The following is a 22,575-nucleotide window of genomic DNA, read 5'->3' on the forward strand; positions in this document are numbered from 1 at the left end:
CGAACAAACTTGCGTGTCACGCATATTTGCGTGACACGCAAGTTTGAGCGTAGGCTGGGGTCATGGGTTTGCGGGAGCGGAAGAAGGCGGCGACGCGGGCGGCGCTGAGCTGGGCGGCGATCAGGCTCGCCGTGGAGCACGGGCTGGACGCGGTGCGGGTGGAGCAGATCGCGGAGGCCGCGGACGTCTCACCACGCACGTTCAACAACTACTTCTCCAGTAAGGCGGAGGCGATCGCGTCCCGTCACCTTGATCGCTGTCTGGGTATCGCGGAGGCGCTGCGTGCACGCCCAGCGGCGGAACCGCTCTGGGAGGCGATCGCGGCCTCGGCCCTGGCGCAGCTGGAGCCGGGCGCGGAGGTGGCCGAGCACCCGATCCCGGACGCGGAGCGCTGGTCAGCCGGGCTGCGCATGATGGTGCGGGAACCCGCGCTGCACGCGGAGGTGCTGCGTGCGGGGGCCACAGCGGAGTCCGCGATCACCGCGGCCGTCGCGGCACGCACGGGCACGGATCCGGACCGGGAACTGTATCCGCATCTGGTCGCGGCGGCGGTGATCGCGGCGATGCACACCGCGATCACGCACCACGTCCGCACGGATCCGCCGGTCCCCGTACCGGATCTGCTCACCGAGGCCCTTTCCCGCATCGCAGCGGGATTACCCCGACCCTGACCGTCCATTGTGAACAAAAGGAGCACGCGAATGTTCGACGTGGTGATCGCGGGCGCGGGCCCGAACGGTCTGATGCTCGCCTGCGAGCTCGCCCTTTCCGGGGTCCGCCCGGTGGTTCTCGAGCGACTGGCCGAACCCGACGACAAGCAGCGGGCGAACGGTCTTGTCGGCCAGGTGATCCGGATGCTGGACCGCCGCGGGCTCTACGAGCGGCTGACCGAACCGGGAGCCACCCCGGAACCGGCGGCCCGCTACATGTTCGGCGCTTTCCCGCTCGAATTGGCGGATCTGCCGGAGAATTCGCTCTCCACGCTGCTGGTCCCGCAGCGCAGGGTCGAACGAATGCTCGCCGAACGCGCGGCCGAGCTCGGTGTGCGGGTGCTCCGGGACCACGAGGTGACCGGGCTGAAGCAGGGCACCGATTCGGTCCTGGTGGAACTGCGGGACCGGGAACCGATCGAGGCCGCGTATCTGGTCGGAGCCGATGGCGGGCACAGCACGGTGCGCAAGCTGAGCGGGATCGAATTCCCCGGAGTCACCGCGGACGATTCGGTGTCCTACAGCGGTCATGTGCACGTGGCCGCCGAGTACATCGGCGCGAACAACGAGCTGGTGGTGCCCGGATTCGGTACCGTGCCGCCGTTTCGGCACCTGCGCACCGAGCACGGGATGATCACCTGGGCCCCGTCCCTCGATGGCAAGTCGATGCTCAACACGATGGAATGGGGCCTGCCCGCCGAGGGCGAGGCGAGCCTGGCCGAGTTGCGCGCGAGCGTGTCCCGGGTACTCGGCGCGGAACTGCCGCTCGAACCGCCGACCGGACCGGAACCGCATCTGCTGCGGCGGTTGTTCGGCGGCAACACCAGGATCGCGCAGCGGTACCGCGCGGGGCGGGTGCTCCTGCTCGGCGACGCGGCACACGTGCACTCCGCGATCGGTGGCCCCGGGCTGAACCTCGGCCTGCAGGACGCGCTGAACCTCGGCTGGAAACTGGCCGCGCAGCTGCACGGCACCGCACCGGCCGGGCTGCTGGACACCTACGAGAGCGAGCGCGCCCCGGCGGCGCGGCGGGTCGCGATGCACACCCAGGCGCAGGCGCTGCTGATCCGGCCGGGCGCCGATGTGACCGCGCTGCGCGAGCTCTTCGGGGAGCTGCTCGCCGAACCGGTGAACCGCGGTCACCTCGCCGATCTACTCTCCGGTGCGGACATCGGCTACGACATGGGCCCGGCGAGCGGACCACTCGTCGGGCGGTTGGCACCGGACCTGCCCGGGTTGCGCGAGCTGACCCGCACCGGACGGCCGCTGCTGCTGGATCCGAGCGGGAAACTCGATATGGGCCCTTGGTCCGCACTGGTCGACACGGCGACCGTGGCCGGACTGGACACCGCACTGCTGCTGCGCCCGGACGGATACGTGGCCTGGCAGGGCGACACCGCCGAGGGGCTGCGCGAAGCCCTCGGTACCTGGTTCGTCACGGGCTGAGTTTCTGGGCGAATCGCCACCACCTCGACAGGCGTCCATTTACGATACAGGCGACACTAGGGTCAAAGCGGACACAGAGCGAGGGAGGGCACGTGGTTCACCAGGGCAAGGAGTTCGGCGTCGACCTGTATGAGCTGGAGACGGTGGCGAAGAGCCATTTCCCCACCGTCTCCAGCGTCTACGGGGACGCGAAGAGCAACTGCGATCGCGCGCACACCGGGACGGACTCGGCGATGCGGCGATCGGAGGAGTTCGGTGGCGGCAGCCTCGGCCCGGTACACAAGGCGTACAGCGATCTGCACGAACTCACGGTCGGCCTGCTCAAGGAAACCCAGACCAACCTGGACGACACCGCGTCCGAACTGGACAAGGCGACCAAGCTCTACGCCGAGCAGGACCAGGGGGCCGCCAACGAGCTGCACAGGCTCGAAGAGACCCGCGGCAAGCCGAAACCGGAGTGAACCGATGAGCTACGACGAGCTGGCGCAGCACGCCCAGGACATCCAGAAAAAGGCCGTCGAGAAGGAAGGGATGGATCAGGCCAAGGTCAACGCGCAGGCGACCGGCGGATACGGCGCGCCGATGCCGGTCGACTACGACAAGATCGACCAGAAGTACGCCTTCGTCACGAAGATGTTCGAGCCGTACACCGACCTGCCCGACCCGGCCAGCTTCGACCCGCTGATCGAGGACCTGCGCAAGGCCATGGGCGATCTGTCCACCGGTCAACAGGCCAGCAACAACGAGCTCGCCAAGGACGTCACCTTCGCCAATCCCAAACTGAGCAAGATGACCACCGCGGGCTCCTACCTGGAAGGCTGGAACGGCGCGGCCGCGATGTCGTTCAAGGAGAACTTCATCGACACCTTCCCGCCGCTGGCCAACAACCAGTTCACCTTGCTCTCCACCCTGAAGGGCGCCCTCGAAGCGCACCAGGAGACCTGGCGCAGGGCGCGCGCGGACATCGACAAGATCGCGCACACCACCAAGGACGCGCTGGACAACGCGGGCGGGTGCGGGAAGAACGAGTGGGGTTTCGCGCTTTCCGTGGTCTCCGCGGTGGTCGCCATCGCGAGCATCCCGGTCTCCGGACCGGCCGGCGCCATTGTCATCTCGGCGGTCGGTGCCGCCGCGTCGACAGGAAGTGCCGCCAAGGCCGGTATCGAGGCCAGCGGTGACTCGGCCGAGGAGATCACCAAGTCCATGAAGGAAGCGATCGAGAAGCTCACCGAGGACATCAAGAAGAACGAGAAGCAGATCAAAGAAGCGTTGGACGGGATCACCAGCGCGGTATCCGGTAACAAGGCACTGTTCGTCGCCAACCGCCCCAAGCTCGCCGGGATGGACGACGGCCAGCTCACCGGCGACAGCGGCATGGGCCGAGCGAACTAGGAGGCACGAGCCATGGTGGATCTGGCCGAACGGCTGGACAACATCCGGGTGCACGCGCGGGCGCCCGGTACCGAGATCGAGGCGGAACTGCGGGACCGCCGCACGGTCAAGCTGACCTTCGGGGAAAGCATCTACGACTTCATCAGCGAGTCGGCGCTGGAGAGCGCGCTCGTCGGGATCGCGCGCATGCTGTGGACCGGATGGCAGCGCCAGTACCAGATGGCGATCGATGAGACGGACCTCAACATCGACGCGAACGACCGGCACGACCTCAATTTCTTCGCCGAGCGCGACGAAATCGAGAGCACCGGGACCTCCAGCGACGAGCGAATCAGTATCTCCGCGGTCGGCATGCAGAACTTCTCGGTTCGGATCAAACCCGGTACGGTGCGCGAGATCTCCGAGGACGAGTTCAGCGCCGGCACAACGGAGGCCGCCACCAGACTGGTCCAGGATTACCAGGACAAGGTGGACGAGCTGAAGAAACGGTATTTCGGATGAGCAATCGCAAGCCGCTGCTCATAGGCGCGGTCGTCGTTGTCGTGGTCGCCGTGGCCGCCGTGGTCACCGTCGTGCTGGTGAACCAGAACAGCACCCCGGTCGCGCAACCCTGCGACATCCCGCAATCGGTCCGCGAGCAACCCGCATCCGCCAAGACCGCGCCGAGCGGCGGCGGTGTCGAGGTCGTGGACTCGGGATTCTCCCAGGTGCCGGAAATAACCATGGGAGCCGTGCTGCGTAACACCAGCGATCGCATCGCCTACCGCACCAAGGTCGCGTTCCGGCCGGTCATCTCCATCAATGGCGCTGCGCCCAAGCCGCTGGGGAACTCCCTGATGACCACGGAGATTCCGGTGCTGCAACCCGGCGAACAGATCGGTATCGGCCGGGTATTCGGTAGCAACACGACCTGGCACCTCACCAAGGTCGACATCGACCTGCAGAACACCACATGGCTGGCGAAGGGCGCGCTCGGCCGGTTCGCCCAGGCCAAGGACACCGTCACCGACTTCACCAGGGCCGGGGCCAGCCCACCCAACGATGTCGTGCACTACACCGAGAAATCGGCCAGCTGCCGTCCGCTCGCCAATCGGCACAGCGCCGTGGTGTACCGCGACGCGAGCGGAAAAATCATCGGCGGTGACTTCGCCGCCCCCGATGGCAAGGGCAATGCGGGCGCGGGAAACCTGAAACCGGTGTCCAGCCCATCCTGCACACCGGGAGAACGCGACACCTGGATCGTCCCGTTCACCGAAATTCCGAAGGCGGCCGATAAACAGCGCACCGAGGTCTCTTCCTACTGCGATCTGAACGCACCGGAAAAGGACATCAACGAGCAGTTCGGTTAATAAGACACCGCAGTCAAGCGGCTTCGCTTTCCCGCAGCGTCGCGGTGGCGATGTCGAGGAAATCGCGCAGCAGCTTGTCTCGCCGTTCCACGTGGACGGCGAGACAGGTTTCCACGGCCGGGGCATCGGTGACCGGCAGGCTGACCAGATCGCTGCGGGAGTAGGACTCCGCGAGGCTGCGCGGAATCAGTGCGATGCCCTGACCGGCGGCGATCAGCTCGAACTTCTCCTCGAGCGTGGCCGTCCGCCGCCGGGGCGCGTCGAGTTGCGGTGCACTGTCGAGATCCGCGGTGACCAAGGTCCGGCGGCTCGCCAGCGGATGGGTCACCGGCATGCACGCCACGCGCCGTTCGTGCCCGATCGGAATGGTGCGCAGATCCGAATCGTCGAAGGGCCGCCGCAGATAACCGACCTGGGCCCGGCAGTCCCGCAAGGGTTTGTCCTGCTCCCACCAGCGCGTGGGAATCACATCGGTTTCCACACCCGGATGCTGCGCGGAGAACGCCCGGATCGCCTCGGAAACCCGCAGTCCGGGCGAGAACGCGATCACCAGTCGTTGCACGCCCTGTTCGAGATCGTGCACCCGCCGCACGGCCGCGTCCACCGTCGCGAGAATTCCGTGCGCCTCCTGATAGAGCTGTTGCCCGGCCGCGGTCAGTTCCACGCTGCGAGTGGTGCGTTCGAGCAGCGCGCAGGACATTTCCTGTTCGAACGCGCGGATCTGCCTGCTCAGCACCGGCTGCGCGATGTAGAGCTGTTCCGCGGCCCTGCCGAAATGCCGCTGCTCGGCGACCGCGAGGAAATAGCGCAGTTTGCGCAGGTCAAGATCCATGCCTTCAGGGTATCAATCCGCGCAAAGAGTATTGGACCTCGCGAAAAGCCGCCCCGAGACTGGGATCATGATCGTGATTACCACTCCGACCGGCCAGATCGGTGGCCGGCTACTGCAGATCCTGCTCGAACAGAGCACCGAGCCACTGCGCGTGATCGCCCGGGATCCGGGGAAACTTCCGGAAACCGCGCGGGATCGCGCCGAGGTCGTCACCGGCTCGCACGGGGACCCGGAGGTTCTGGAGCGCGCGTTCGACGGGGCGGACGCCGTGTTCTGGCTCCCACCCACCGATCCGCACCCGGCAAGCCTGGCCGAGATGTACACCGAGTTCACCCGCCCCGCCGCGAAGACGTTCACCGCCACCGGAATCGGCCACGTGGTCGGGGTTTCCGCGCTCGGCCGCGGTACCCCGGTCGCGGACGATGCCGGGCACGTGACCGCTTCCCTTGCCATGGACGATCTGATCGGGAGCACCGGCGTCGCCTACCGTGCCCTGGCCAATCCGAGCTTCATGGACAACCTGCTGTGGCAGGTTCCGCTGATCCGCGAACAGGGCGTGTTCACCGGGACCGACACCGCCGACCGCACGGCGCCCTCGGCCTGCACCGGAGACATCGCCGCGGCCGCGGCCCGGCTACTGCTCGACCGCTCGTGGAACGGAACCGGCGAGGTTCCGGTGCTCGGCCCGGAGGACATCTCCGCGAACGACAAGGCGCGGATCATGTCCGAGGTACTCGGCCGCCCGATCCGCTACCAGTGGGAGTCGTTGGAGGAATTCCGCACGGGCATGACCGATCGGGGGCTGAGCGCAGCGGCGATAAATGGCTATGTCGACATGATGCGGGCGAAGAACGAGGGGCTGGACGACGGCGTGACCCGCACCGCCGATACGGCGAGCCCGACGAGCTTCCGCACCTGGTGCGAGCAGGTGCTCGAGCCTGCGGTGCGGGCATGAACAGCGCGCTCGTCATCGGGGCGTCCCGCGCCCTCGGGCTGAGCCTGGCCACCGAGTTCAGCCGCCGCGGCTGGGCCGTGACCGGGACCGTGCGCGGGAACCGCCGGACCGGGCTGCACGAACTGGCCGAGACCTCCCAGGGCCGGGTCAGCGTCGAAACGCTGGAGATGACCGAACCGGAACAGGTCTCCGCATTGCGTGCGCGACTGACCGTACGCACCTTCGACCTGCTGTTCGTCAATGCCGCGATAACCCGGGGCGATATCCCGATCGGCGAGGTCCCGGCCGAGATGTTCACCGAGGTCATGCTCACCAACGCGCTCGGCCCCATGCGGGTCGTGGAAGCACTGCGCTCCCTGGTGTCACCGCAGGGGACCATCGGCATCATGTCCTCGCGCCAGGGCAGTATCGGTTGCAACACCGGCGGCGGGCAGGACGTCTACCGGGCGAGCAAATCCGCGCTGAACCAGTTGATGCGCTGCTATGCCGCCCGGTACGCGGACAGTGCGCACAGCCTGCTGCTCGCCTGCCCCGGCCATGTGCGCACCGAACTCGGCGGACCGGACGCACCGCTGAGCATCGAGCAGTCCGTTCCCGGTGTGGTGGACATGATCGAACGGCATCGTGGCGAGCCGGGGCTGCGGTTCCTCAACTACCAGGACGAACCGGTGCCCTGGTGAGCGTGGAAGCGGTTCAGCGCGCGTGGCCGCGGATCTGCACCCGATCACCGACGTGCAGATAGTTGAAGAACACCTTGGCGCTGTGCCGGGTCAGGTGCACACAACCGTTCGACTTCTTCCACACATTGCCCTCGTGGAATGCCCGGCCGTGGTGATCGAAGAATACCGAGAAGTTCATCGGCGCACCGTGGAACTGACTGGAACGATGATCGATGTCTTTCCAGGTGACCCGGTAATTCCCCGGATGCGTGCTGTTGTTCTTCCCGCTCGCCGCCAGCGCTCTGCCGTACCAGGCCCGGCCGTCCTTGATCAGCCACGCCTTCTGCGTGGTCAGATCCAGGCAGGCCTTCGCCGCTGCGGTGCACGGGGTCCCCGGCACCGTGGCCGGTGCGGCGCTGGCCACCGCGGGTACCGCGACCAGCGCTCCGGACAGCGCCAAAGCCCCGGTAACCATCCCAATTAGGCGTTTAGCGGACATTTCGACCACTCCTAGCCGTTGGTTGTCCCCTCCACCATCGGTGTTCGGGACACATCGCGCCACCCACCAGTCGGGTTAAGTTCGCGCGCTGGTTTCCGACGGCACCGGTCAATCCGCGTGGAAGGGGCTGACCGTCGCCCCCTTTCCGGTGTGCTCATCGAAGGAGTACACCCGTTTCCCGCGGACGAAAACGGTGTGCGCACGGCTCATGACATCGAGCGGATCGCCGGACCACAGCACGATATCGGCGTCCAGGCCGGGTTTGAGCGCGCCGACCCGGTCGTCGAGGCCGAGGATGCGCGCGGGTTCGAGGGTGATGGCGCGCAGCGCGGTCTCCCGGTCGAGTCCTTCCTTGACGGCGAAAGTGGCCTGGTGCACCAGGAAATCGATGGGCACCACGGGATGATCGGTGGTGATGGCGATCCGCACCCCGGCCTTGGCGAGCAGCCCGGGATTGCGCAGTCCACGCCTGCGCACCTCCACTTTGGACCGATTCACGATGAGCGGCCCGATGATGACGGGGATGTCCTTGTCCGCCAACAGGTCCACGATGCGGTGACCTTCGGTGCCGTGGTTGACCACGAGCCGGTAACCGAATTCCTCGGCGAGCCGGATGGCGGTGGCGATGTCGTCGGCCCGGTGGGTGTGCTGGCACCACGGGATTTCCCGGTTGAGCACGGAAAGCAGCGCTTCGTTGCCGAGGTCGTGCTGGAAGGGTTCACCGTCCCGGGCGGCCGCCGCTTTGCGTTCCCCGTAGTCGCGCGCGGCGAGCAGTGCCTTGCGGATCACCGCGGCCACCCCGAGCCGGGTGGAGGGCAGCTTTTTCTGTTCGCCGTAGATGCGTTTGGGGTTCTCGCCGAGCGCGCTCTTGATGCTGACCGGCTGGCGGACGAGCATCTCGTCCACGGTCGCGCCCCAGCATTTGAGTGCCGCGGTCTGGCCGCCGATGGGGTTCCCGGAACCGGGTTTGATGACGGCGGTGGTGACCCCGCCGGCGAGCGCGTCGCGGAATCCCTCGTCGTCGGGGTTCACCGCGTCCAGTGCCCGCAGCGCGGCGCCGTTGGGGTCGGTCATCTCGTTGACGTCGTCACCGGCCCAGCCGTCGCCTTCCTCCCACACGCCGATGTGCCCGTGCGCCTCGACGAATCCGGGAAGCACCCAGGATCCCTGGGCGTCGATGATTTCCGTGTCCTCCGGCACGGCCACATCGGTGCCGAGCGCGGTGATCACCCCGTCCTCGACCAGCACGGTCGCGCCCTCGATCGGTTCCCCGTCGACGGGAACCACGTATCCCCCGGTGATCGCGAACCTCATAGTGGCCGGATCCCCCATTCGCCGTGCCATTGCGCGCCGGGCTCGAGCCAGATCAGATCGTCCCCGGAATTGAGCGCATCGGGTGGACAGGTCATGGGTTCGATCGCGACCGCGCCCGGCCTGCCGTCGAACTCCGGCGGGGTGAATGCCTGCACCCACGGGAATTCCGGGCCCGCCCAGAGTTCCACGCCATCGCCGTCCGGGTGCACGAGCCGGTAGTGCGCGCGCCCATCGGTGCCGAACTCGATCCCGGTGAACGAGGCGTCCAGCGGCCGGTCCGCGCGGATCTCGCCCGCGGTGGCGCCGCCGATCGCGGGCACGTCCTCCAGTGCCCCGGAGGGAATCATGGTTTCCCGGTTGAGCGGAAGCCAGCGGGACACCGGCATCTCCAGCACGCATTCATCGTTGTCCCGGTTTCCCGCGCGCACATAGGGATGCGTGCCGAGCCCGAACGGGGCGCGCGCGTTCCCGGTGTTGCGCACCAGATGGCTCACCCCGAGCCCGTCCGCGGTGAGCCGGTAGGTGACCTCGGTGCGCAGTGCGACCGGCCAGCCCTCGCCCTCGGGAATATCCACGCCGAGCGTGATCGCGCCCGCTTCCCGGTCCAGCACCTGCCAGGCACGTTTGCGCGCCAGACCGTGGATGGCGTTGCCGCGCTCCTGCTCGGTCACCGTGAGCTGCTGCGGTGTTCCCTCGTAGGTCCAGCTCGCCTTCGCGGTCCGGTTCGGCCACGGCACCAGGATGTTCCCGCAGGCCAGTGGTGGCTTGGCGTCCTCGGCGAAGGTCTCGGTGTACGGCGCGCCACCCGATTCGTAGTACCGCAGCGTCGCACCGCGTTCGGTGATGATGGCCCGCGCGCCCGCCGCGCTGATCTCGTACTGCTCGCCCGTCTTACCCATGTGGTGACGCTACTTCGACAGCTTGCCCACGTCGAACTTGACCTTGCCGACGAACAACCGGTTCACGAACCAGAGCAGTACCCCGATCGCGAGCAGGATGCCGCCGATCACGTAATCCTGGCTGTCCCGCCCGGAAAACGGGCTCGCCAGGAAAGCACAGGTGATCGCGCCGAGCACCGGGATGACGGTGGGCGCCCGGAAATGCTTGTGCTCGGCCTTCTCCCTGCGCAGCACCAGAACCGCGATGTTGACCACGGTGAACACGAGTAGCAGAAGCAGCGAGGTGGTGCTGCCGAGCGCCTCCAGGTCCGTCGTGGACACCAGTACCACGGCGATCAGGCTGGTGAAGATGATCGCGACCCACGGGGTGCGCCGCGCCGGGTGCACCGTGCCGAACAGGTTCGGGATGATGCGCTCGTTCGACATCCCGTACAGCAACCGGCTCGCCATCAGCATGTTGATCAGCGCCGAGTTCGACACCGCGAACAGCGCGATCACGCTGAACAGCCACGGCGGGAACCCGGGAACGCCCACGCGCACCACATCCAGGAGCGGGGCACTCGAGGATTCGAGCTGTTCGGTGGGCACCACATAGGCCGAAACCAGGGCCACCAGGAAGTAGATCACCCCGACGATGCCGAGCCCGAGCAGCAGCGCGCGCGGGAAGATCCGGGCCGGTTCATGGCATTCCTCGGCCATGTTGACCGAGTCCTCGAACCCGACCATCGCGAAGAAGGCGAGCGCGGTGGCCGCCGTGATCGAGAAGAAGGTGCCCTGTGTCGGGTCGAACTGGGTCAGCCGCGCGGGCTCGCCGCGCCCCTCCGATGCGGCGATGATCCCGACCACGATCACGATCGCGAGCCCCGACAGTTCGACACAGGTGAGCACCACGTTCGCCTTCACCGATTCGCCGACCCCGCGGAAGTTGATCAGCGCGAGCAGGGCGACGAACAGGATCGCGACCACGATGGTCGGTGCGGTGATGAAACTGGAGAGGTATTTCCCGCCGAAGGCCGTCGCCGCGGAGGAGGCCGAGGTGATCCCCGAACACATCACCGCGAACGCCACCATGAAGGTGAAGAACGGGATCCGGAACGCGCGGTTGGTGTAGAGCGCGGCACCCGCGGCCTTGGGATACTTCCCGACCAGTTCCAGATAACTGAACGCGGTCAGGAAGGCCACGGCGAACGCGATCAGGAACGGCACCCACACCGCCCCGCCGACCTCGCCCGCCACCTTCCCGGTGAGCGCGTAGATCCCGGTGCCGAGCACATCGCCGATCACGAAGAACAGCAACAGCTTGGGGCCGATCGCCCGCTTCAGGCTCGGCTGCTCCGCTGTGACCCCAGTCATAGCTCGTATTGTGCACGGCGGGCCACCGAATGCGATACCCCTGCGCAGCGGAGTTACGGACCGGAGCCGACGGTTGACAGGGACTTAACATGTTCTGCGGAACGAGTTGGCGCCGAACCGGAGCGTGATGCCGTGCTTTCCAGGACAGGCCTGCTCGTCGGCATCACCATGGTGGTCTCGGCGGCGCTGCTGTTCGGCTCCCTGGTGTTCGCGCGCCACCAGCGCACGGCGGGGCACGAGGAGTTCATCGAGGTCTCCCGCGGCGGCTGTGGACACGGCCCGCTCCCCCACGATCCGGGACCGCAGACGGTGACCGTGCGCAACACCGGGGCCGTGACGGCGACCGTGCAACTGGTCGACCCGTCCAGCGGTGCCGTCTACGGGGAGGTCGAGGCGCTCGGTTCGGGCACCAGCAGGCCGATGCGGGTGAACCTGGGGAACGGGAGCTACGCGTTCCGCTGCGCGCCGGACGAGACGCGGGTCAGCGATGGCCCGAGGTTCCGGATCACCGGGGCACACGGGCCGGGTTCGCTCGCGGTGGCCCCGGTGACCAAGAACGATCTGCTCCGCCCACTGCGGGAGTACAAGGACTACCTCACCCACGGCCTCGATGTGCTGCTCGCCGATACCCAGGCGCTCGCGGGCACGAGCGATCGGGCCGCCGCCGAGCGCGCCTGGCTGACCGCGCACCAGGACTACGGACGGCTCGGCGGAGCCTATGACGCGTTCGGTGACCTCGGCGATGCGATCGACGGGCGCGCGGACGGGCACCAAGGCGGGGTCACCGACCCGGAGTTCACCGGCTTTCATCGGGTGGAATACGCGCTCTGGCACGGAAAACCGATGAGCGAGGTCGCTTCCTGGACTGCCCGGCTGCTCGCGGATGTGCGCTCGCTGCGCGGAGAACTGGCCCGCATGCAGGTCGACCCGAAGGACTTCGCGCTGCGCGCGCACGAGATCTCGGAGGACGCCATCCAATTCGAACTGACCGGGGCAAGCGATTACGGCAGCGGCACCAGCCTCGCCACGGTTTCGGCGAACCTGGACGGAACCAGTGCGGTGCTGGACACCCTGCGCGGGGTGCTGCGCGATCGCTACCCCGGAATGTCCGATGTGGACACCTGGCTCGGCAAGGCGCGCTCGGCGGTACTCGCCGGACGGCGCGCGGACGGTGGCTGGACCCCCTTGGACGCGCTGCCCGCCCTCCAGCGCGAACGGATCAACGCGACACTGAGCGAACTCGCCGAACGACTCGCCCCCGTCGCGGCGATCTGTGCGCCGAGGAGGATCCCGTGAGCGAGGGACTGGGACGGCGTTCGTTCCTGCGGGGCGCGCTGCTCGGTGCGGGCGCGGCGGGGGCAACCGGCGCGGTCACCGCGAGCACCGCCGATGGCGCGGCCGCTCCCGAGCACTTTCCCTTCCACGGCCCGCATCAGCCCGGCGTGCTGCGTCCGAACGCCGCACAGGCTCTGGTGGTGAGCTTCGACGTGGTCACCGAGGATCTGCGCGGGCTGTTGCGCACGATCACCGAACGGGCCCGGTTCCTGTGCACCGGCGGCTCCCCGGCACCGGTCGGTATCGAGGACGCGCCGAGTGATTCCGGGGTGCTCGGCCCGGAGGTACCCGCCGATGGGCTCACCGTGACCCTCGCGGTCGGCTCCTCGCTGTTCGACGGGCGGTTCGGGCTCGCCGCGCGCAAACCACCGGGACTGGTGCCGATGCGCACCTTCCCCAATGACTCGCTCGATCCCGAGCAGTGCCACGGGGATCTGTGCCTGACCTTCGCCGCGGCGCACCGGGACACCGTGCTGCACGCGCTGCGCGATATCGCCAAGCACACCAGGGGCGCGATGCAGGCACGCTGGAAGATGGACGGGTTCACCTCGCCGAGCCGTCCACACGGAACACCGCGCAATCTGCTCGGTTTCCGGGACGGCACCTCGAATCCGGACGCGGGCGACCGGTCCGAAATGGACGGTCTCGTGTGGACACCGGACGGCGGGACCTTCCAGGTGGTGCGGCTGATCCGGATGCTGGTGGAATTCTGGGACCGCATCGATATCAGCGAGCAGGAGAACATCTTCGGCAGGCGGCGGGACAGCGGGGCCCCACTGGACGGGCAGCACGAATTCGACGTGCCGCGATTCGCCGAGGATCCGGTCGGCACCGCGATCCCGATCACCGCGCACATCCGGCTCGCCAATCCGCGCCGGGCCGATACCGAGCCACAGCGCATCCTGCGCCGCGCCTACAACTACGACCGCGGTATCGACAAGGCGGGCAATCTGGACATGGGCTTGCTTTTCACCTGCTATCAGCGCGATATTCGTAACCAGTTCGAAGCGGTACAAACCAGGCTGATCGATGAACCCCTCGTGGACTACATTCAACCGTTTGGTGGCGGTTACTTCTTTGTCCTTCCAGGAATCACCGATCAGCGCGATTATCTCGGCAGTGCCTTGTTCGAGGACCGATGAGGGTCGAACACGAGGAGGAACGGTGAACCGGAGAAAACGGACGGCGGCCCTGATTTCCGTCGCAGCGGCGGGGTGTCTGCTCGCCACCGCGTGTTCGGGCACCGGCGGGGAGGTGAACGTCGCCAAAGCCTCGAACGACACCGCGACACCGATCAAACACCTCGTCGTACTCTTCGACGAGAACATCTCCTTCGATCACTATTTCGGCACCTATCCGAACGCCACCAATGCCGACGGAACCCCGTTCAAACCGAAACCGGGGACCCCGAAGATCAACGGGCTCACCCCGGAACTGCTGCACCACAACCCGAACGCCTATCAGCCGAAACGGCTCGGCCCGGACAAAGCGGCCACCTGCGACCAGTCGCACGACTACGACAAGGAGCAGAAGGCCTTCAACGCCGGGAAGATGGACAAGTTCGTCGAGAACACCGAGTCCGACACCTGCACGGGGCAGCCCGCGCTGTTCGGTGAGCCCGGGCTCGTCATGGACTATTTCGACGGCAACACCGTCACGGCGATGTGGAACTACGCACAGCATTACGCGCTCAACGACAATTCCTTCAACTCCGTGTTCGGTCCGTCCACCCCGGGCGCGATCGACCTCGTCTCCGGGCAAACCCACGGCGTGTACGCGGTCGACCCGAAGACCGGGGACAAGGTGAACCCGCCCGATGAGGCCACCGTCGCCTCCCCGGACAAGGACGGCGTCGGCACCCTCGTCGAGGACCCCGATCCCGCATGGGACGACTGCTCGAACAAGAACCGCACCAGCGACGACCAGCTGGCCGCGTTCAACGGCAAGAACATCGGCGACCGGCTCAACGAGCGCGGGGTCAGCTGGGGCTGGTTCCAGGGTGGCTTCCGCCCGACCGGCGAACACGACGGGCACCAGGTCTGCGGGGCGAAGCACAAGAACATCGCCGGGCAGGAACAGCTGGACTACGTGCCGCACCACGATCCGTTCAACTACTACAAGGCGACCTCGAATCCGAAACATCTGCCGCCGGAATCGCCCGCCGAGATCGGCAAGGACGGGCAAGCCAACCACAATTACGACCTCACCGATTTCGACACGGCGCTCAAGAACGAACTGCCCGCGGTGAGTTTCCTCAAGGCCCCGCAGTACCGGAACGGACACGCGGGGAACTCCGATCCGATCGACGAACAGCACTTCCTCGCCGAGCAGATCAACAAGATCCAGCACTCCAAGGACTGGAAATCGACCGCCGTGGTGATCGCCTACGACGACTCCGACGGGTGGTACGACCACGCGCGGTCGCCGATCGTCAACGGTTCCTCGGACGCCAAGCTCGATTCCCCGATGTGCAAGGCGAAAAAACAGGGCCTCGGCGGATTCGCCGACCGCTGCGGCTACGGCCCCCGGTTGCCGTTCCTGGTGGTCTCGCCGTACGCCAAGCAGAACTTCGTCGACCACACCCAGACCGACCAGACCTCGATCATCAAGTTCGTGGAGCGCAACTGGAACGTCGCCCCGGTCGGCGGTGGCTCCTACGACGCGCGCGCGGGAAGCATGGAGAACATGTTCGACTTCAAGGCGAAGCCGAACACCCGGCCGCTGCTGCTCGACCCGAAGACCGGGGCGGTGCGTTAGTTCTCAGGCCAGCCGCTCCAGCAGCAACACGGTGATCTCTTCGCCGGGTCCTTTCCCGAGGGCCCGGCGAAGTGCCGCGTTCACCGGCAATTTGTGCGTGCCGTCGCCGAGGGCCATGAACGAGCTCCGGAATGGGTGCCCGTCCATCGTGCCACGCACCTTGACCAGCCCCCTGGTGCCGAAGAACTCGGCCGAACCGGGGAACACGAGATAGGTCCAGCCGCGGGGATTGGGGCTCCGTTGCAGGACGGCGCGAAACTCGACGTCCAGTTTGCCGGGTTTTGTCATGCCTGTCCCTCGGCGGGAAGCAGGTTCGCGTTACACCTGCTCCGCGGACCGGTTCTCGCCGACCGCCCGGTAGCGCAGGAAAGCGGGCAACAGCAAGGCGGCGAGGCTCATGCACACCACGACGAGCACTCCGCCGCCCGCGGTGGCCACTGCCGTTCCGAACACGGCGGCCGCCCCGCCGTGCACCGCGTCTGCCAGGCTCGGCCCGCCGGAGACCACGATCACGAACAGCCCCTGCATGCGCCCGCGCATCTCATCGGTGGCCGCCGATTGCAGGATGGCGGAGCGGAAGATCATGGTCATGGTGTCCGCGATACCGCCGAGCACGAGCATGACCACGGCGAGCGGAAGCGAGGCGGACAGCCCGAAGCCGATCATCGCGACCCCCCAGGCGAGCACGCCGACGGTGACCGCGACCCCGTGCCGGTGCACCCGGGAAATCCAGCCGGATGTGAGCCCGGCCAGTACCGAACCGGCGGGGATCGCCGCGTAGAGCAGGCCGAGCGCGATCCCGCCGCCCGGATCACCGAAGGTCTCGCTGGCCATCTGCGGGAACAACGCCCTCGGCATCCCGGCGATCATCGCGATCAGGTCGGCGAGCATCGCGGCGAGCAATACCTTGTGCCGCACGAAATAGCGGCAGCCGTCGAGCACATCGCGCAGCCCCGCGGTGCGCACCTGCCCGGAAAGCGGTGGCAGCGAGGGCATCTTCCACACCGCCCACAGGGTGGCCAGCAGCGCGATGGCGTCGATCAGGTACAGCATCGAAAGGCCGATCACCGGGATGAGCGCGCTGGCGATCATCGGCCCGAGCAGTGCCCCGAAGGTCATCATGGTCATGTTCAGCGCGGCCGCCTGTGGCAGCAGGTGCTCGGGGACCACGCGGGCGATCGAGGCGTTCCGCGCGGGACCGTTCACCCCGAACAGGCCCTGTTGCAGCGCGTGCAGCAGGAAAAGCAGCCAGAGTGAGCCGAACCCGGCGAAGGCCTGCACCCACAGCAACACCGAGGTGACCGCGATGCCGACGTTGGTACCGATCAGCAGTTTGCGCCGGTCCACCGTATCCGCGATCGCCCCGCCCCACAGGGCGAAGACCACGAGCGGGATGAGCGCGAACACGCTGGCCAGGCCGACGTAGGCGCTGGACCCGGTCATCGCGAACACCTGGATCGGCACCGCGACCCTGGTCAGCTGGGTACCGATGGAGGTGACCGTGCTGGCGAGGAACAGGCGCCGGTACGCGACGGTACGCAGTGGCCGGGTATCGATCGCGAGCGAGCCGATACGTGCGCGAAACCCGGTCCCTGAAGCCACGTCTGAGCAGCTTAGAAACCCGACGCAACCGAATTACCGGCTGTGCCGGTGTGCTCAGGCTCCGAGACGCTCGATCTGCCAGGTGTCGTCGTCGAGGCGGTACCGCAGCCGGTCGTGCAGCCGGTCCTTACGGCCCTGCCAGAACTCCACGGCGCGCGGGCGGATCCGCCAGCCGCCCCAGTGCGGGGGAACCGGGATCTTCTCGGTGTCCGCGAACTGCCGCTCCACCTTGGCCAGCGCGAGGTCGAGCGCTTCCCGGTCGGCGACCACCCTGGACTGCGGGGAGGCCCAGGCACCAAGCTGCGAGCCACGCGGCCTGCTGCGCCAGTACGTCTCGGTTTCCTCGGACGAGACCTTCTCCACCGTCCCGCGCACATGCGCCTGGCGCTGCATCGCGAACCACGGGAAGGTCACCGAGGCGAGCCTGGTGTCCTGGAGCGCACGGCTCTTGGCCGAGGCGAAGTTCGTGTAGAACACGACCCCGCGCGCATCGATGCCCTTGCACAGCACCGTTCGCGAGGACGGCGTGCCATCGGCATCGGCCGTGGCGAGCACCATCGCGTTCGCCTCGGGCAGTCCGGCACCGTTCGCCTCGTCCAGCCACGCCTGCAGCTGTTCATGCCAGGTCGCGGCCAGCTCGGCCTCGAGCAATTCGCCCTGCTCATAGGACACTCGCATCGCCGGGAGATCGATCGCGGCGTTGGTGTCGGTCATCGGCTCGCCCTCTCGGTAGAAACGACGTGTCCACAGACCGTACGGGCTACGCGCTGGTCACGAAAGCTACCGGCGCGTGATACGCCGCACCTGGAACGATGCACGACGCGGGAACGCCCCGAGCCCTGCAGAACAGTCTTTGCAAAATTTCCTCTGCAGAGCTGGTTCTGCAGAGCTCTGTGATCGGTGAACGCCCCCGACTTCGTCCACCCGGCACCACCGGGTCACCCCGGCCATGAAGAATGGCGGCATGCTCGAAGCGACGAAGGCCGCACTCGACAAGCGGCTTGCCGATGAACAGCGCGCCGGACGCACCCCTTCACTCGTCGGGGCGCTGGTGCGGGACGGCGAGCTGGTGTGGTGGGGCGGGCGCGGCACCCTCGACGGCAGTGCGAACGGACCCCGTCCGGACGAGGACACCCAGTACCGGATCGGCTCGATCACCAAGACCTTCATCGCGGTACTCGTCCTCCGGCTGCGCGATGAGGGCAAGCTCGCGCTCGACGATCAGCTCGACAAGCACCTGCCGGGAACCCCGTTCGGCGACCGCACGATCGGTGCCCTGCTCGCGCACGCCGCCGGGCTCTCCTCGGAGGCACCGGGGCCGTGGTGGGAGCGCGCCGAGGGCAGGCCGTGGCCGGAGTTCGCCACCGAACTCGACGCGGAATCCGTGCGCATCGATCCCTACCGGCGGTTCCACTACTCGAACCTCGGCTTCGGAGTGCTCGGCGAACTGGTCGCGCAGCTGCGCGGGAAATCCTGGTTCGAGGCAACCCGGGAGGAAATCCTCGACCCGCTCGGCATGCCCCGCACCACGACCGGGCCAGAAGGCAAGTACGCGCCCGGCTTCGCGGTGCACCCCTGGGCGGATGTGCTGCTGCACGAACCGAGCGAGGACGCGAAGGCCATGGCGCCCGCCGGTCAGCTGTGGAGCACGGTGACCGATCTGGCGCGCTGGACCCGGTTCTTCGCCGGGGACACCGCCGAGGTGCTGAGCAGGGACACACTCGCGGAGATGTCCGAACCGCGGATGGTCGGCGACGGCAACGCCTGGCTCGGCGGCTACGGCCTCGGCCTGCAGCTGTTCCGCAGGCAGGGCAGGCGGTTCACCGGGCACACCGGTTCGATGCCCGGTTTCCTCGCGACCTCGCTCGCCGCGAGCGGGGACGACGTCGGCGCGCTGGTGATGGCCAACGTGACCCGGGGGCCCGAGATCGACGCCGTGGTCACCGATCTCGTGGACATCCTGGAGACCCGCGAACCTCGGCTCGGCGCCGAATGGCACGCCTCGGCCGCCGTGGACACCAGCCAGCTCGAACTGACCGGGCCCTGGTACTGGGGACCGATGCCGTATGCACTGCGGCTGCTACCCGATGGCTGGCTCGATCTGTCCCCGATGAGCGGCGGTGGCCGCGCCTCCCGGTTCCAGCCGTACGGGGACGGGACCTGGATCGGCCTCGACGGCTACTTCACCAGGGAGATCCTGCGGGTCAACCGGGACGCCGCGGGGAACCCGAACCATCTCTGGCTCGGCACGTTCATCTTCACCCGCACGCCGTACGCCACAGATGCGCCGGTACCAGGTGGGGTGGACGAGAAAGGCTGGCATCTGCCGTCGCCCTAGGTGAGTATCCCGGGCTTGGGCTGCGCGGCGGGTCCTGTGGCGGTGTGAGTGGACTGCCGGGTGAGAACGGCGACGCCGTAGCGGCCCATCACGCCGCCTGGTCGCCCAGTTCGGCGTGGGCGGCCGCGCGCAGGGCGCCGGCATCGAGGCCGCACTGCTGTTCCACCGTCTCCGGATCCGCGCGGATGATGCCGAGCAGCAGATGCAGGTCCTCGATGCTGTTGTCCTTACGGTGCACCGCCTCGCGCAGTGCACACTCCAGGGATTTCTTGGCCGCCCTGGTGAACGGAATGTGCCCGCGTGGCCACCGTTTGGGCCGGGCGTCCAGCGCGCCCCGGCCGAACTCCCGCTCGACCTTGCTGCGCACCTGCTCGACGTCGATCCCGAGCATGGCCAGCGCCTCGGCGTCGAGCCCGTCGCCGTGCCGCGCGATGCGGTCCCGCAGCACCGCGTACGGGGCGCCGGCTTCCCGGAGTACCCGGGCGGAGAGCGCGTAATAGTCCGCGGCGATCCCGAGCAGCAGGTGTGCGCTGTCGATCTCGGCACTGTGCAGCTGTCGCGCCTGTTCCTGGGCACGGACCACGACGCTGCGCGCGGAATCGGTGAATCGTTCGAACATGGCCTACCTCTCGTTATCCGATACTGCGGTGTTTCTTGTGCACGGCCTGCCGGGAGACCCCGAGCCCGGTCGCGATGTCCTGCCAGGACCAGCCGGCCGCCCGCGCATTGCGCACCTGCAGAGTCTCGAGCCGTTCGGCGAGGTCACGCAGGGCGCGGACGGCGCGGAGGCCGACCGAGGGGTCCGGGCTCGCCGCCCGGTCTGCGATCGCGGTGTGTACTGCCATGTCGTCAACTTACATTGACATAAATAATTTCGTCAACCTTTATTGACACGGCGGTGGGGGTTACCGGATCGGCGGTACTGCTGCAAGACTGAGCCCATGACCGAGTTGCAGATTCCAGCCGACCTCAAACCCGCCGACGGCCGTTTCGGCTGTGGCCCGTCCAAGGTTCGCCCCGAACAGCTCGCCGCGCTCGCCGCGGAGGGTGGCGATGTACTCGGCACGTCGCACCGGCAGAAGCCGGTGAAACAACTCGTCGGCCGGGTGCGCGCGGGACTGAAGGACCTGTTCTCCCTGCCCGAGGACTACGAGGTGGTGCTCGGGGTCGGCGGATCGACAGCCTTCTGGGACGCCGCGACCTTCGGCCTGATCCGGGAGCGTTCGGCACACCTGAGCTACGGGGAGTTCTCCGCGAAGTTCGCGAAGGCCGCGGGCGGCGCCCCGTTCCTCGCCGATCCGGTCGTCGTCTCGGCCGAACCCGGCTCGGCCCCGGTCCCCGCCGCGCAGGACGGCACGGATGTGCTGGCCTGGGCGCACAACGAGACCTCGACCGGGGTGATGGTCCCGGTGACCCGCCCCGAGGGCGCGGAGCTCGTGGTCATCGACGCCACCTCCGGCGCATCCGGGCTTCCGGTTGCCGCGCAGGACTTCGACGTCTACTACTTCGCTCCGCAGAAGGGATTCGCCTCGGACGGCGGGCTGTGGCTCGGCCTGTTCTCCCCGGCCGCGATCGCGCGGGTGGAGGAGATCGCCGCGACCGACCGCTGGATTCCGGAGTTCCTCTCGCTTTCCACCGCACTGGACAATTCCCGCAAGGACCAGACCTACAACACCCCCGCGATCGCGACACTGCACCTGCTGGCCAGCCAGATCGACTGGATGCTCGCGAACGGCGGTTTGCCGTGGACGACCAAACGCACCGCGGATTCCTCCGGCCGGCTCTACGAATGGGCGCAGAAATCCGCTTTCGCGAGCCCCTTCGTCACCGAGCAGGCCAACCGCTCGCAGGTCGTCGGCACCATCGACTTCGCCGATTCGGTGGACGCGGCCGAGGTCGCGAAGATCCTGCGGGCCAACGGGATCGTGGACACCGAGCCGTATCGCAAGCTCGGCCGCAACCAATTGCGCATCGGTATGTTCCCGGCGATCGAGCCCGCCGATGTGACCGCGCTGACCGAATGCATCGATTACGTCGTCGAGCGGTTGTAAAGCCCCGATGAAACTGCGGTAGTCATCGGCGCGCCTGCCACGTCAAGGCGGCGCGCCGATTTACCGTTGTCGCAGAGCGCTTCTGCGTGTGGATGTGCTCTGGGACCGGTCATGTGTTGGGAGGTAGCGGATGCGATCGTTGCGGATCGTCGGGCTCGACGAGAGCGGAACGTTCGTCGTGTGCGAGGACTCCCATGGCGAGCGATTCAAAATCCCCGCCGATGCCCAGCTGCGAGCCGCGGCCCGGGGTGACGTGACCCGGCTCGGTCAGATCGAGATCGAGTTGGAGCACAATATGCGACCGCGCGAAATCCAGGCCCGGATCCGGGCCGGTGAATCCGTCGAGCACGTGGCGCACGTCGCCTGCCTGCCGATGCAGCGGGTGGAGCGGTTCGCCTACCCGGTGCTGCTCGAGCGGTCCAGGACCACCGAACTCGCCCAGCAGGCGCACCCGGTCCGCGAGGACGGCCCGGATGTGCAGACGCTTTCCGAGGTCGCCGCCTACGCCTTCGGACACTGGGGCCAGGACTTCGACTCCGCGAGCTGGGATTCCTGGCGCGGGGACGACGGGCGCTGGGTGGTGCAGCTTTCCTGGAAGGCGGGCCGTTCGGAGAACCGCGCGCACTGGGCCTTCTCGCCCGGCGCGCACGGGGGCACGGTCGTTCCGCTGGACGAGCGCGCCGAACACGTGCTCGATCCACAGTCCCGCCGTGGTCTGCGCACGGTCGGCTCCTCCCGGCCCGCACGGGACACCGAGCCGGAATTCCTGGTCACGAACCTCTCGGACGACACCGAGGACTTCGAGGAGGCCGACACCCTGGTGCGCGGCGAACTCGAACCGATCCCGGCCGGAGATCCGATCCTCTCCCCGCCGGTCGAGCTGGTCACCCCGGAACCCGAGCCGGAGCCGGAATCCGAGCCCGAACCACCGGCACCGGAGCCCGAGCCGGAACCGGAGCCCGTGAAACAGCAGGCCGCGGCGCCGAAGCCGAAGAGCAAAGGCAAGGGCAAGCCCGCGGTTCCCGCCTGGGAGGACGTGCTACTCGGCGTCCGCTCCAACCGCTAAGAGTGCGTCTGAGAACCC

Annotated in this window: 24 protein-coding genes; 14 read left to right on the forward strand and 10 right to left on the reverse strand. The window is 67.6% G+C overall.

The features are described 5' to 3' along the window. Window positions 1-62 precede the first annotated feature (62 nt). The 6 genes from AD72_RS13270 (at window position 63) to AD72_RS13295 (ending at window position 4,897) form a co-directional block, all read left to right on the forward strand. On the forward strand, window positions 63-671 hold the full coding sequence (locus AD72_RS13270; RefSeq protein WP_031466795.1) for an acyl-CoA-like ligand-binding transcription factor: 609 nt from the start codon (window positions 63-65) through the stop codon (window positions 669-671). A 30-nt stretch (window positions 672-701) separates the two neighbouring features. After that, complete coding sequence (locus AD72_RS13275; protein ID WP_031466796.1) at window positions 702-2,156, forward strand: FAD-dependent monooxygenase; 1,455 nt, start codon at window positions 702-704, stop codon at window positions 2,154-2,156. A 92-nt stretch (window positions 2,157-2,248) separates the two neighbouring features. Next, window positions 2,249-2,617 carry a hypothetical protein gene (locus tag AD72_RS13280; RefSeq protein ID WP_037345706.1) on the forward strand — a complete coding sequence of 123 codons (369 nt, stop codon included), beginning with the start codon at window positions 2,249-2,251 and terminating at the stop codon, window positions 2,615-2,617. A 4-nt stretch (window positions 2,618-2,621) separates the two neighbouring features. Continuing rightward, complete coding sequence (locus tag AD72_RS13285; RefSeq protein ID WP_031466798.1) at window positions 2,622-3,548, forward strand: hypothetical protein; 927 nt, start codon at window positions 2,622-2,624, stop codon at window positions 3,546-3,548. Window positions 3,549-3,560: 12 nt separating this feature from the next. Next, window positions 3,561-4,049: a hypothetical protein gene (locus AD72_RS13290; protein WP_031466799.1), complete on the forward strand. Its 489-nt coding sequence runs from the start codon at window positions 3,561-3,563 to the stop codon at window positions 4,047-4,049. Continuing rightward, window positions 4,046-4,897 carry a hypothetical protein gene (locus tag AD72_RS13295; protein WP_031466800.1) on the forward strand — a complete coding sequence of 284 codons (852 nt, stop codon included), beginning with the start codon at window positions 4,046-4,048 and terminating at the stop codon, window positions 4,895-4,897. The genes AD72_RS13290 and AD72_RS13295 overlap by 4 nt, the downstream gene beginning before the upstream one ends. A 13-nt stretch (window positions 4,898-4,910) precedes the next feature. On the opposite strand, the gene AD72_RS13300 is transcribed toward AD72_RS13295, so the two are convergent. Beyond that, complete coding sequence (locus tag AD72_RS13300; protein ID WP_031466801.1) at window positions 4,911-5,729, reverse strand: LysR family transcriptional regulator; 819 nt, start codon at window positions 5,727-5,729, stop codon at window positions 4,911-4,913. A 67-nt stretch (window positions 5,730-5,796) separates the two neighbouring features. Between AD72_RS13300 and AD72_RS13305 the strand changes: the two genes are divergently transcribed. Together AD72_RS13305 and AD72_RS13310 are read left to right on the forward strand one after the other, a co-directional pair. Further along, entirely contained in the window at window positions 5,797-6,684 is an 888-nt protein-coding gene (locus tag AD72_RS13305; protein ID WP_031466802.1) for an NAD(P)H-binding protein, read from the forward strand. Continuing rightward, window positions 6,681-7,364 (forward strand): SDR family NAD(P)-dependent oxidoreductase, encoded by a 684-nt coding sequence (locus AD72_RS13310; RefSeq protein WP_031466803.1) that lies wholly within the window; start codon window positions 6,681-6,683, stop codon window positions 7,362-7,364. The genes AD72_RS13305 and AD72_RS13310 overlap by 4 nt, the downstream gene beginning before the upstream one ends. A 13-nt stretch (window positions 7,365-7,377) precedes the next feature. Here the strand turns inward: AD72_RS13310 and AD72_RS13315 are convergent, their stop codons facing one another. The 4 genes from AD72_RS13315 to AD72_RS13330 form a co-directional block, all read right to left on the reverse strand. Further along, entirely contained in the window at window positions 7,378-7,842 is a 465-nt protein-coding gene (locus tag AD72_RS13315) for a L,D-transpeptidase (RefSeq protein WP_031466804.1), read from the reverse strand. 108 nt (window positions 7,843-7,950) lie between these two features. Beyond that, on the reverse strand, window positions 7,951-9,156 hold the full coding sequence (locus AD72_RS13320; protein WP_031466805.1) for an amidohydrolase: 1,206 nt from the start codon (window positions 9,154-9,156) through the stop codon (window positions 7,951-7,953). Further along, window positions 9,153-10,055, reverse strand: coding sequence for an aldose 1-epimerase family protein (locus AD72_RS13325; RefSeq protein ID WP_031466806.1), 903 nt, complete (start codon window positions 10,053-10,055; stop codon window positions 9,153-9,155). Before AD72_RS13325 ends, AD72_RS13320 begins: the two co-directional genes overlap by 4 nt. Before the next feature lie 9 nt (window positions 10,056-10,064). After that, entirely contained in the window at window positions 10,065-11,408 is a 1,344-nt protein-coding gene (locus AD72_RS13330) for an APC family permease (protein ID WP_031466807.1), read from the reverse strand. Window positions 11,409-11,540: 132 nt separating this feature from the next. Between AD72_RS13330 and AD72_RS13335 the strand changes: the two genes are divergently transcribed. Genes AD72_RS13335 through AD72_RS13345 form a run of 3 tightly spaced genes read left to right on the forward strand, consistent with a single transcriptional unit; the run spans window position 11,541 to window position 15,500 of the window. After that, window positions 11,541-12,704, forward strand: coding sequence for an EfeM/EfeO family lipoprotein (locus AD72_RS13335; protein ID WP_082468929.1), 1,164 nt, complete (start codon window positions 11,541-11,543; stop codon window positions 12,702-12,704). Then, complete coding sequence (locus tag AD72_RS13340) at window positions 12,701-13,885, forward strand: Dyp-type peroxidase (protein WP_031466809.1); 1,185 nt, start codon at window positions 12,701-12,703, stop codon at window positions 13,883-13,885. Before AD72_RS13335 ends, AD72_RS13340 begins: the two co-directional genes overlap by 4 nt. Before the next feature lie 22 nt (window positions 13,886-13,907). Beyond that, the gene (locus AD72_RS13345; RefSeq protein WP_031466810.1) at window positions 13,908-15,500 is read left to right on the forward strand and encodes a phospholipase C; all 1,593 of its coding nucleotides are present in this window, start codon (window positions 13,908-13,910) and stop codon (window positions 15,498-15,500) included. A gap of 3 nt (window positions 15,501-15,503) precedes the next feature. Here the strand turns inward: AD72_RS13345 and AD72_RS13350 are convergent, their stop codons facing one another. From AD72_RS13350 to pdxH, 3 genes are read right to left on the reverse strand one after another with little or no spacing between them, the layout of a single operon-like run. Then, on the reverse strand, window positions 15,504-15,788 hold the full coding sequence (locus tag AD72_RS13350; protein WP_031466811.1) for a DUF1905 domain-containing protein: 285 nt from the start codon (window positions 15,786-15,788) through the stop codon (window positions 15,504-15,506). Window positions 15,789-15,818: 30 nt separating this feature from the next. Continuing rightward, window positions 15,819-17,102: an MFS transporter gene (locus tag AD72_RS13355; protein ID WP_031466812.1), complete on the reverse strand. Its 1,284-nt coding sequence runs from the start codon at window positions 17,100-17,102 to the stop codon at window positions 15,819-15,821. Window positions 17,103-17,156: 54 nt separating this feature from the next. Then, the gene (gene pdxH, locus AD72_RS13360; protein ID WP_031466813.1) at window positions 17,157-17,816 is read right to left on the reverse strand and encodes a pyridoxamine 5'-phosphate oxidase; all 660 of its coding nucleotides are present in this window, start codon (window positions 17,814-17,816) and stop codon (window positions 17,157-17,159) included. A 250-nt stretch (window positions 17,817-18,066) separates the two neighbouring features. On the opposite strand from pdxH, the gene AD72_RS13365 reads away from it, so the two are divergent. After that, window positions 18,067-19,440 (forward strand): serine hydrolase domain-containing protein, encoded by a 1,374-nt coding sequence (locus tag AD72_RS13365; protein ID WP_031466814.1) that lies wholly within the window; start codon window positions 18,067-18,069, stop codon window positions 19,438-19,440. A gap of 88 nt (window positions 19,441-19,528) precedes the next feature. Here AD72_RS13365 and AD72_RS13370 read toward each other — a convergent pair whose 3' ends face one another. Both AD72_RS13370 and AD72_RS13375 read right to left on the reverse strand, forming a co-directional pair. Further along, complete coding sequence (locus tag AD72_RS13370) at window positions 19,529-20,059, reverse strand: Clp protease N-terminal domain-containing protein (RefSeq protein WP_031466815.1); 531 nt, start codon at window positions 20,057-20,059, stop codon at window positions 19,529-19,531. Between the two features lie 13 nt (window positions 20,060-20,072). Further along, the gene (locus tag AD72_RS13375; protein ID WP_031466816.1) at window positions 20,073-20,285 is read right to left on the reverse strand and encodes a hypothetical protein; all 213 of its coding nucleotides are present in this window, start codon (window positions 20,283-20,285) and stop codon (window positions 20,073-20,075) included. A 96-nt stretch (window positions 20,286-20,381) separates the two neighbouring features. On the opposite strand from AD72_RS13375, the gene serC reads away from it, so the two are divergent. Both serC and sepH read left to right on the forward strand, forming a co-directional pair. After that, a complete protein-coding gene (serC, locus tag AD72_RS13380; protein WP_031466817.1) occupies window positions 20,382-21,491 on the forward strand; it encodes a phosphoserine transaminase in 1,110 nt (369 codons plus the stop codon). A gap of 130 nt (window positions 21,492-21,621) precedes the next feature. Then, window positions 21,622-22,557, forward strand: a complete 936-nt coding sequence (sepH, locus tag AD72_RS13385; protein ID WP_031466818.1) for a septation protein SepH — start codon at window positions 21,622-21,624, stop codon at window positions 22,555-22,557. The last annotated feature ends 18 nt before the right edge of the window (window positions 22,558-22,575 follow it).

Source organism: Sciscionella sediminilitoris, from assembly GCF_000737195.2.
GTDB lineage: Bacteria > Actinomycetota > Actinomycetes > Mycobacteriales > Pseudonocardiaceae > Sciscionella > Sciscionella sediminilitoris.